Here is a 10435-nt window from a genome sequence, read left to right as displayed (position 1 = left end):
CCCTCGTCGATGGCCCGCTCCAGGGTGCGCGTGACGGCGTCCACGAGACGCCCCATCGGCCAGTGGTAGGTGGTCAACGGCGGCACGAGCAGCCGCGAGACAGGCGCGTCGTCGTACCCGATGACCGAGAGGTCGCCGGGGATCGTCAGACCGAGCTCACGCGCGGCGGCATACACCCCCCACGCCATCGAGTCGGCCAGGCAGAGGAACCCCGTCGGGGGCTCGGCCGTGGCGAGCTCGGCGCGCACCACGGCGCACGCGGCGTCGAGCTCGTGCGGGGACTGCACGACGCGGGCCAGCAGGCTCAGCTCGGCGCCCACCCGGGCCACCACGGCCTCGGCGGGACGGTCCGGGGTGTCGACCCCGATGGGGGAGAGCACCGCGACCCGTTCGTGGCCGGCCGCGGCGAGGCGGCCCAGCCCGTCGGTGACCCCCGCCACGTTGTCGTAGACGATCTCGGCCGCTGCCCGGGCAGTCGGCAGACCGTCGCCGATCGAGACGACCGTCGCGCGTTCGGCGAGGTCGGACCACTCCGGCGCGGCCGGGTCGAGCGGCATGACGACGATGGCGTCGGCGCGGGTGTCCACGAGACGTTCGGCCAATGCGAGCTGCACCGCCGGGTCCGATCCGGCGTCCATGATCACGGCCTGACGGCCGGTCTCCGGCAGGGCCTGTACCAGGGCCGCCGTGACGGCCTGCTGCCAGCTGTCGTCGAGGGATCCGCACAGCACGCCGATCGTGTCGGTCCGGCCGGAGGACAGCGCCCGGGCGATGGGGTTGGCGCTGTAGCCGAGCCGGTCGGCCACCTCGCGCACCCGGGTCTGGGTCTCCACCGGGACCTGCAAGCCGCGCAGGGCGTAGGAGACGGCCGCCCTGGAGAGCCCGGTCTCCCGGGCGATGTCGGCCAAGGTCGGTCGCCGGCCCGGTGGGGTCATGTCTCCTACGGTAGTCGCCGGTCGCAGCCCGGCCCGCCGGTTGTCCGCCGGTCGCGGCCCGGCCCGCCCCTGCCGGTCGCAGCCCGGCCCGCCGGTTGTCCGCCGGTCGCGGAGCGGCCCGCCGGCCTGCCGGTCGCGGACCGCCGTCGCGCCTGACCGTCGCCGGCCCGCCCTCGGACCCGTCAGCCCAGACCGTTGCTGGACAGGAACTCCTTGGCCACTGCGGTCGGGTCCTTCTTGTCGATGACGACCTGCTTGACCAGGTTGGCCAGAGCCTCGGTCTCGAGCTTGGCCGACACGGCGTTCAGGGCACCGCTCACGGTGTCGTTGACCTTGGACTTGCGAATCAGCGGCACGATGTTCTGGGAGCCGAACAGGCCCTTCGGGTCCTGCAGCACGACGAAGCCGTTGGCCGGGATGTTCGCGTCGGTCGTGAAGAGGTTGCCCGCCTGGATCTGCCCGTTCTTCAGGGCCTGCACGGTGAGCGGGCCGCCGGCGTCGAGCGGCTTGAAGGACTTGAACGTCAGCCCGTAGACGCGCTTCAGGCCCGGCACGCCGGTCTCGCGCGTCTTCCACTCGGGTGGGCCGCCCAGCACCATGTCCTTGGCGTACGGCGCCAAGTCGCCGAGCGAGGTCAGGTGGTCCTTCTCGGCGGTGGCCTTGGTGACCACGACGGCGTCCTTGTCCTCGGCGGCGGACTTGTCGAGCACAGTCAGGTCCGGTGGCAGCGCGGCCTGCAGCGCCTTGAAGGTGGTCTCGGCATCGCCCACTGTGGCGTTCTTGTCGAAGTACTGCAGCAGCACGCCGGTGTACTCGGGGACCAGGTCGATCGAGCCGTCGAGCAGGGCGGGTATGTAGACCTCGCGGCTGCCGATGTTGGGCTTCGTGGCGGTCTTGACGCCCTTGGCCTGCAGCGCCCCGGCGTAGATGTCCATGAGCAGCTCGGACTCGGGGAAGTTGGCCGACCCGACCGTGATCGTGTCCGACGCCGATGCCGAGGTCGGCCCGCTCAGCGGGTTGTCGTCACCGCCGCCGCTGCCGCACGCGGTCAGGCCGAGCAGCGCGGCAGCGCTCATGGCGGCGAGGGCGATCTTCGAGGGTTTCATCATGTTCTCTTCCTTTGTGTCGAGCCCTGGGTCTGAGTCGAGCCCCGGGTGTCGGGCCCGCGGTGTCGACCGGGTCTGGATGGGCCACGTGCCGGACGGGTCAGCCCACGGCATTCTCCGGGTCGGTACTGACAACGGCCCGACCGGCCGCCCGACGCCCCTCGCGACCCCTGCGGCGGGTGCCGCCGAACCGGCCGGTCACACCGGGCGAGGTGACGAGCCGCTGGGCCAGGGCCAACAGCAGGTCGACGACGATGGCGAGGACCGCCACGAGCACGGCGCCCGAGGCCATCTGCGGGTAGTCGCGCACGGACAGCCCGTCGATCAGGAAGCGGCCGAGTCCGCCGAGGGCGGCGGTGGCGGCGATCGTCGCCGTCGCGATGACCTGCAGGAACGCGGAGCGCAGCCCGGAGAAGAGCAGCGGCAGCGCGCACGGTACCTCTACCTTGAGCAGGACCTGCCAGCCGCGCATCCCCATCCCGCGGGCGGCGTCGCGGGCGGCCGGGTCGACCTCCTCGATGCCGGCGTAGGCACCGGACAGCAGCGGCGGGATGGCCAGCACGATCAGCACCACGAGGTTGGGCACGAGGAAGGCCAGGTCCCCGCTGATCTTCGGGCTGAGCCACAGCACGATGAAGTAGAGCAGGCCCAGCGACGGGATGGCGCGGGCGGCCCCGGCCAGGTTCACCACCACGAACCGGCCCCGCCCGGTGTGCCCCACCCAGAGACCCGCCGGGATCGCGATGACCGCGGCGACGGCCACTGCGATGATCGAGTAGACGACGTGCTCCTGGGTGCGCTCGACGATCTCGGGTAGGTGCGCCGGATCGGACAGCCAGGCGATGATCTCGTTGATCATGTCGGCCGCCTCGTCCGGGCCCACGGGGTGAGCAGGTGGGTCACGCCCATGATGAGCAGGTCGAGCAGCAGGGACAGCACGACACAGGCCACGATGCCGGTGATGATGGGCGCGAAGAAGGCCCGATTGAACCCGTCGGTGAACAGCGAGCCGAGCTGCTCGACACCGATGATGGCGGCGACGCTGACGATGCTGACGTTGCTGACCGCGGCGACCCGCAGCCCGGCCGAGATGACCGGGACGGCAAGCGGCAGCTCGATCTTGACCAGCCGGGCGAACGGGCGGTAGCCCATCGCGGTCGCGGACAGCAGGACGTCCTCGGGGACGGCGTGCAGCCCGTCGGCGACCGTGCGCACGAGCAGTGCGACCGTGTACACGGTCATCGCGACGATGACGTTGACGGGGTCGAGGATCTGGGTGTGCAGGATGCCCGGCAGGAGGATGAACACGGCGAGCGAGGGGAGCGTGTAGAGCAGCCCGGTGCCCATGATGAGCGGCGGGCCGAGGAAGCGGTAGCGCTTGGCCACCCAGCCCAGCGGCAGCGCGATCGCCAGGCCGATGAGCAGCGGGACGCCGGACAGGTAGAGGTGCTCGACGAAGAACGGCCAGACCTCGCCGGCGTGCGCGGTGAACCAGTCCATCAGGTTTCCCGACGTGCGGTGGCCGTGATCGCGTCGACGACCTCACGGGCCTGCACCGTGCCGAGCAGCGCTCCGGTGTCATCGACGATCACGCCACGTCCGGAGGGGGAGGACAGTGCGGCGTCGAGGGCCTCGCGCAGGGTGCCGGTGACCGACGCGACCGTCCCGCCGCGGTGCAGCGACCGGGTCGACACCGTGCCGTCCACCTTGTCCGGGTCGACCCAGCCGAGGGGGCGCCGCTCGTCGTCGGTGACCAGCGCCCAGCCGCCGACCGCGGTGCGGCGGACCAGGTCGGTGCTCGCGCCGACCGGCACCGTCGGCTCCTCGGCAACGGGATAGGGGGCCGAGCGGAAGCTGAGCGTCCGGTAGCCGCGGTCCTTGCCGACGAAGTCGGCGACGAACTCGTCGGCCGGCTCGGCGAGCAGCGTCGCCGGGGGAGCCAGCTGCGCGAGCTCGCCCCGCACCTGGAGCACGGCGACCTGGTCCCCGAGCTTGATCGCCTCGTCGATGTCGTGGGTGACGAACACGATCGTCTTGCCGAGCTCGGCCTGCAGCCGCAGGAACGCGTCCTGCAGCTGCTCGCGCACGATGGGGTCCACCGCGCTGAACGGCTCGTCCATGAGCATGATCGGGGGGTCGGCGGCCAGGGCCCGGGCGACGCCGACCCGCTGCTGCTGCCCGCCCGAGAGCTGGGCCGGGTACCGCTTGGCCAGGTGGGCGGGCAGGCCGACCTGCTCCATCAGCTCCAGCGCGCGCCGCTCCGCGCGGCGCCGGTCCCAGCCGAGCAGTAGCGGCACGGTGGCGATGTTGGCCTTGATCGTGCGGTGCGGGAACAGCCCGGCGTGCTGGATGACGTAGCCCATGCTGCGCCGCAGGGTGGCCGCGTCCATCGTGGCGGTGTCGCGGTCGTCGACGGTGATCCGGCCGCTGGTCGGCTCGATCATCCGGTTGATCATGCGCAGCGAGGTCGTCTTGCCGCACCCGGACGGCCCGACGAAGACGGTGATCTGGCCGTCCGGCACGTCCAGGCTGAGGTCACCCACGGCGACGGTCCCGTCGGGGTACGACTTGCCGACCGACTCGAAGCGGATCATCGACTCGTCACCTCGCGCTCGCCGAGCTGGGATGCAGTGCCCGGGCCGGCGGTGCTCGAGCCGCCCGGATGTACCAGCGAACCACACCTCCGTCGTGCCCGGTCGGGAAAACCCTCGGCCCCGAGCCTTGCACGACCGGTACGGGGATGACAACAGTTGGGGGCAACCCCCACCGGCCGCGATGGCGTGGGCGCTGCAGAGGGAGGTAGGCGTGATCCACCTCGATGGCCGGTCCTTGACCCTCGACGCGGTCGAGACACTTGCGTCCGGGGCGCGGTGCCGGGCGGACCCGGCTGCCGTGGCCGGTATGGCGGCCGCAGCCGAAGCCGTGGCCGCCGCGGCGCGCACCTCTCGGGTCTACGGCCGCACCACCGGGGTGGGCGCCAACCGGGACCAGGCTGCGGCCGTGGAGCAACGACCCGGGACCGCCTTGCTGCGCAGCCATGCCGGTGGGTGGGGGCCGGAAATCGCGCCCGGCACGGTGCGGGCGCTGTGCGGCATCCGGGCCAACCAGCTGCTCGCCGGCGCCTCCGGCGCGAGTCCCCGCCTCGCCACCGCCTTGGTCGGGCTGGTCAACGGCGCCGACGCAGACCTGCCGGTCGTGCACGCCTACGGGTCGGTGGGCACCGCCGACCTGTCCGCGCTCGCCACCGTCGGGCTGACCCTGCTCGGGGAGCGTCCGCGCCGGGGCGGCCGGGCTGCTCCCGACGCCGGCTGGGCCGGCGGGCGACCCGACCAGGACGCCCTGCCGCTGATGTCCAGCAGCGCGCTCACGCTCGCCCAGGCGGCCTTGGGGACCGTTGTCCTGCAACGACTCTCGCAGCACGCGATGGTGGTCTACGCCCTGACCCACGTCGCCCTCGGCGGCAACCGGCAGGCCGTCGGGCCGGTTGTCGACGTCGTCACGCCGTTGCCCGCGGTCCGTCGCGTCGCCGCGAGGGTGTCCGGCCTGCTCGCCCCGGTACCCGCCGGCGCCGCCCAGGTGCAGGACTTCTTCGGGCTGCGCTGCTACCCGCAGGTCCACGGTCCCCTGCTGGCCGAGCTGGACCGGCTGCGGGCCGGCCTCGAGACGCTGGTCAACACCGGGTCGGAGAACCCCGCGGTCCTGTCCACCGACCCGCCGGCGGTGGCCCACCACGGCGGCTTCCACCTCGCCGCCCTGACGCTGTGGCTGGACGCCACGGCCATCGCGCTGGCGGCGTCGGCCCGGACCGGCCTGTCGCGGCTGTCCCACCTGCTCACCGACGGCGGGTACGGGCTGCCGCGCTTCCTGGGCGATCGGCCCGGCGCCAACGGGCTGCTCATCCTGGAGTACTCCGCGGCCTCTGCCGTCGAGCGGCTCCGCACGCTCGCCGCGGCGCCGGCGCTGCTCGGGACCGCTCACCTGTCCGCGGGGATCGAGGACGACGCGAGCCAGGCCACGCACGCCGCAGCCCGCCTCGGCGAGGCCGCGACGGCATACCGGCAGGTGCTGGCCTGCGAGCTGCTGGCCGCCGTCACCGCGCTGCACCTGCGCGCCGCCCCTTTGGCCGGCCCGCTCGAGTCGGTCTGGCAGCGCGTGGCGGGCCTCGGGCGAATCCGATCCGACCACGACACGAGCGACGACGTGGCCAAGGCGCGGGCGCTGCTCGACGACGAGACGGTATGGCGCTGAGCCGCCTGCGCGCGCACGAGCCGTCGGCGGCGGTGCCGGCGAGGGCGAGGGGGAGCCGGGTGCGCGCGCACGAGCCGTCACGTCGGCAGCCCTGTGAGCACGCCCGATCCGTGCGCCCAACCGGTGCGCGGCCGACACCGGACGGGAACCAGCTTCGTGGCCAAGGGATCTCGGCGACATCCCGCGGACCCCCTGACGGGCGCAGCCGCCCGACTGCTGTTACCGTCTGGTCCAGCAATAAAGACTGTCGCCGCCGTAGCTAATCGGTTCCCCCCGTCCCTCCTAGCAGCTACAGGAGTCTTGATGGCCAACCAGACCATCCCACGCCGATCCGGACCCACCCGCCAGATGCTCGTGTCCAAGGGCTGGGCCCAAGGCGTGGCCTTGGTGATGATCTTCAGCTTCTTCGTCATGGGGTTCCTGGCCTACCGCACCTACACGGCTTCGATGCCGCAGCCCGACAAGGTGGTCACGGAGTCGGGGGAGACGCTCTTCACCGGCGCCGAGATCACCGAGGGCCAGCGGCTGTTCCAGGCGCGCGGTCTCATGGAGTACGGCTCGATCGTGGGCCACGGCGCCTACCTCGGCCAGGACTTCACCGCCGAGTACCTGCGGCACGCGACGGACTTCACCAGGCAGGCCTTCACCGACGCGCAGGTGCAGGACCCGCGGGAGCGGACGGTGCAGGAGTGGCGCACCAACCGCTACGACGCCGCGACCGGCACGCTGACCTTCACCGACGTGCAGGCCGACGCCTACCGCGCCCAGATCGCCTACTACACGGACTTCTTCGGCGAGGACTCGACCAAGCACGGCCTGATCCCCAACGTCGTGAGCGACCCGGCCGAGGTCAAGGACCTCACGTCGTTCTTCGCGTGGACGGCCTGGGCGGCGGCCGCCGAGCGACCCGGCTTCGACTACTCGTACACGAACAACTGGCCGATGGAGCCGCGGGTGGACAACGGGCCGACCGCCGACATGCTCGTCTGGTCGGGGCTCTCGCTGATCGTGCTCATCGGCGGCACGGGGATCATGTTCGCGGTCTACGGCCGGTGGAGCCGCCGGATCGGCTGGCACTCCGAGGAGGCCCCCACCATCTCCTTCCGGCAGCCCGGTGAGGTGGGGCTCACCCTGGCCCAGCGGGCGACGGCGTGGTTCTTCCTGGTCATCGCGCTGCTCTTCCTGATCCAGACGGTCGTCGGGGCGGCGGCCGAACACTACCGAGCCGACATCCTGTCGTTCTTCGGCTTCGACCTGGCCCAGCTGCTGCCGTTCAACCTGGCCCGCACCTGGCACCTGCAGCTGTCGCTCTTCTGGACCGCGGCCGCGTTCCTGGCCGCCGGCATCTTCCTGACCCCGATGATCTCCGGGCGCGAGCCCAAGGGGCAGAGCAAGCTGGCCTACGCCCTGCTGGGCGCGCTCGCCGTGGTCGTCTTCGGATCGCTCGCGGCCGAGGCCCTCTCGATCCACGGCGTCTCGTGGGCCACGGGCCCGATCTTCGAGCAGCAGTGGGAGTACCTGGACCTGCCGCGGGTCTTCCAGGGCCTGCTCACGCTGGGAATGTTCATCTGGATCATCATGATCTACCGGGGGATCCGGGCGCGGCTGCGTACCGAGTCGAAGGGCAACATGCCGTGGCTCTTCTTCTTCTCCGCGCTGACGATCCCCGCGTTCTACGCGGTCGGGCTGCTGGCCACGACCGAGTCGCACCTGTCGGTCGCGGAGTTCTGGCGCTTCTGGGTCGTGCACCTGTGGGTGGAGGACTTCCTCGAGCTGTTCACCACGGTGATGGTGGCCTACATCTTCGTGATGCTGGGGGTCGTCCGCGAGCGGATCGCGCTCGGGATCATCTTCATGGACGTCATCCTGTACTCGATGGGTGGCGTCATCGGCACGATGCACCACCTCTACTTCTCGGGCACGCCGGTCGAGCACATGGCCCTCGGGGCCTTCTTCTCGGCGGCCGAGGTCATCCCGCTGACCTTCCTGACCGTCGAGGCGTGGGCCTTCATGCAGCTGGGCGCCCGCCAGGAGTCCAAGTCGTCCAAGCCGTTCCCGCACCGGTGGGCGGTGATGTTCCTCGTCGCCGTCGGCTTCTGGAACTTCGTCGGCGCCGGGGTCTTCGGGTTCCTGATCAACCTGCCGATCGTCAGCTACTACGAGATCGGCACGGCCCTGACGGCCAACCACGGTCACGCCGCGATGATGGGCGTCTACGGGATGCTCGCCGTCGGGCTGGCCATGTTCGCGCTGCGCTACCTCATCCCGCCGGACAAGTGGCCGGAGAAGTGGGCCAAGGTGTCGTTCTGGAGCCTCAACATCGGGCTGGCCTGGATGGTGTTCGCGACCCTCCTGCCGCTCGGCGTGCTGCAGCTGTACTACTCGGTCGGCACCGGCTACTACGAGGCGCGCACCCTCGGCTACATCACCAACCCGAACAACGCGCTGCTGGAATGGGGCCGCCTGCCCGGTGACGTCATCTTCATCGTCGGCGGCGTGCTGCCCTTCCTCTACATCACCTGGCTCGGCGTGCGGTACTTCCGGCACGGCAAGACGGTGGAGGAGCTGCCGCAGGACGTCCTGTTCGTCGAGCTCGAGCCGGCGGGGCGCGAGAGGAAGTGAGCGACTGATGCAGGCCCCAGCTGTCACGGTCCTGCTGGTGAGCGGCTACGCCTTCCTGCTGCTGCTCATCGCGTGGGGGGTTGACCAGATGGGCCGACGTTCGGCCGAGAAGTCGGCCCAGTGGCGCACCGGCAACTTCGTCTACCACGAGGGCAAGGACGCTTGGCAGTGCCACCAGGACCAGTGGCTCTACCCGGCCGCCTTCGACCCCGAGAAGCGGGTGATCCGCTACGTGGGCCAGCACGAGATCTGCGGTCGGTGTCCCATCAAGGACGAGTGCTCGCCCTCCCCGGGGCCGAGGGAGATCACCCGGGCGGTCGACCCCTGGCCGTTCTCGGACTCGGGTCGCTTCCACCGGGGGATCAGCCTGTGCGTCGCGGTCGTCGCGGTCTTCATGCCCGCTGCGCTGCTCGTCGGCTTCCACCGGCCCGGTGAGGTCGTGGTGCTGCTGAGCACCGCCGTCGTGGCGCTCGTCGTCGCCGTCCGCTTCGGGTGGGCGCTGCGGCACACGCCGACCAACTTCCCGATGTCCGTCCCCCGCGACACCACCCCGGCCGCGGACGAGCCGGTCGCCGTCGCGCGGGCCGGTGCCCGGTCCGTGGCCGGCCACCGACCCGTCGCGGGCGCCACGCCCGCCCTGGCCGGCGCCGCCGAGCTCGACCAGATCGTCGATCGCTACGCCACGCGTTGGCGCAGCGAGCGGCGGCGGGTCGAGCTGCCCGATCCCACCACCAAGGAATGAGTGCCGTGCCCGGCTGGATCGCTCCCGTGCTCGCCATCGTCATCGTGGCCATCGCCCTTGCCTTCGCCTGCCTGCGGGTCATCCAGCAGTACGAACGCGGCGTCCTGTTCCGGTTCGGCCGGCTCCGGCCGATCTACGGCCCGGGCCTTCGGGTCGTCATCCCCGTGGTCGACAAGCTCGAACGGGTGGACCTGCGCGTCGTCACGCTGACGATCCCGCCCCAGGAGGTCATCACCCGCGACAACGTGCCGGCCCGGGTGAACGCGGTCGTGCTGTTCAACGTGGTCGACCCGGAGGCGGCGATCATGCAGGTCGAGAACTACGCCGTCGCGACCTCGCAGATCGCCCAGACCACGCTGCGCTCGGTGCTGGGCCGGGCCGACCTGGACACCCTGCTGGCCCACCGCGAGGACCTCAACAACGACCTCCGGGAGATCATGGAGGTGCAGACCAAGCCCTGGGGCGTCGACGTGTCCGTCGTCGAGATCAAGGACGTGGAGATTCCCGAACAGATGCAGCGGGCCATGGCCAAGGAGGCCGAGGCCGAGCGGGAGCGGCGCGCCAAGGTCATCAACGCCCGCGGGGAGCTGCAGGCCTCGGCCGAGCTGAAGCAGGCCGCCGACACCCTCTCGCAGAGTCCGGCCTCGCTGCAGCTGCGCTACCTGCAGACCCTGCTCGAGCTCGGCGCGGACCAGAACTCGACGGTCGTCTTCCCGCTGCCGATGGACGTCATCGGCCCGCTGATCAACCGGCTCGCGCCCCCGGAGCCGAAGGACGACTGA

The 10435-nt window shown here is 71.3% G+C and carries 9 protein-coding genes; 4 read left to right on the top strand and 5 right to left on the bottom strand.

Translation table 11 applies throughout. The features are described from left to right. From WMI84_RS14180 to WMI84_RS14160, 5 genes are all read right to left on the bottom strand, one after another. A partial coding sequence (locus WMI84_RS14180; protein ID WP_347354251.1) for a LacI family DNA-binding transcriptional regulator occupies positions 1-935 on the bottom strand: 935 nt, incomplete at its 3' end. Positions 936-1117: 182 nt separating this feature from the next. Continuing rightward, on the bottom strand, positions 1118-2044 hold the full coding sequence (locus tag WMI84_RS14175; RefSeq protein WP_347354249.1) for an ABC transporter substrate-binding protein: 927 nt from the start codon (positions 2042-2044) through the stop codon (positions 1118-1120). A 97-nt stretch (positions 2045-2141) separates the two neighbouring features. After that, positions 2142-2900: an ABC transporter permease subunit gene (locus WMI84_RS14170; protein WP_347354247.1), complete on the bottom strand. Its 759-nt coding sequence runs from the start codon at positions 2898-2900 to the stop codon at positions 2142-2144. Continuing rightward, the gene (locus WMI84_RS14165; RefSeq protein WP_347354245.1) at positions 2897-3541 is read right to left on the bottom strand and encodes an ABC transporter permease subunit; all 645 of its coding nucleotides are present in this window, start codon (positions 3539-3541) and stop codon (positions 2897-2899) included. Before WMI84_RS14165 ends, WMI84_RS14170 begins: the two co-directional genes overlap by 4 nt. Next, positions 3541-4635 (bottom strand): ABC transporter ATP-binding protein, encoded by a 1095-nt coding sequence (locus tag WMI84_RS14160; RefSeq protein ID WP_347354243.1) that lies wholly within the window; start codon positions 4633-4635, stop codon positions 3541-3543. The genes WMI84_RS14165 and WMI84_RS14160 overlap by 1 nt, the downstream gene beginning before the upstream one ends. 211 nt (positions 4636-4846) lie before the next feature. On the opposite strand from WMI84_RS14160, the gene WMI84_RS14155 reads away from it, so the two are divergent. The 4 genes from WMI84_RS14155 to WMI84_RS14140 all read left to right on the top strand — a co-directional run bounded on the left by WMI84_RS14155 (position 4847) and on the right by WMI84_RS14140 (position 10435). Beyond that, entirely contained in the window at positions 4847-6289 is a 1443-nt protein-coding gene (locus WMI84_RS14155) for an aromatic amino acid lyase (protein ID WP_347354241.1), read from the top strand. Between the two features lie 303 nt (positions 6290-6592). Beyond that, positions 6593-8911 carry a cbb3-type cytochrome c oxidase subunit I gene (locus WMI84_RS14150; protein WP_347354239.1) on the top strand — a complete coding sequence of 773 codons (2319 nt, stop codon included), beginning with the start codon at positions 6593-6595 and terminating at the stop codon, positions 8909-8911. Between the two features lie 7 nt (positions 8912-8918). After that, entirely contained in the window at positions 8919-9653 is a 735-nt protein-coding gene (locus tag WMI84_RS14145) for a hypothetical protein (RefSeq protein ID WP_347354237.1), read from the top strand. Continuing rightward, positions 9650-10435 carry a slipin family protein gene (locus WMI84_RS14140; protein WP_347354235.1) on the top strand — a complete coding sequence of 262 codons (786 nt, stop codon included), beginning with the start codon at positions 9650-9652 and terminating at the stop codon, positions 10433-10435. The genes WMI84_RS14145 and WMI84_RS14140 overlap by 4 nt, the downstream gene beginning before the upstream one ends.

This window comes from Intrasporangium sp. (assembly GCF_039812505.1).
GTDB lineage: Bacteria > Actinomycetota > Actinomycetes > Actinomycetales > Dermatophilaceae > Intrasporangium_A.
This window is presented reverse-complemented; position numbering and strand designations above follow the sequence as displayed.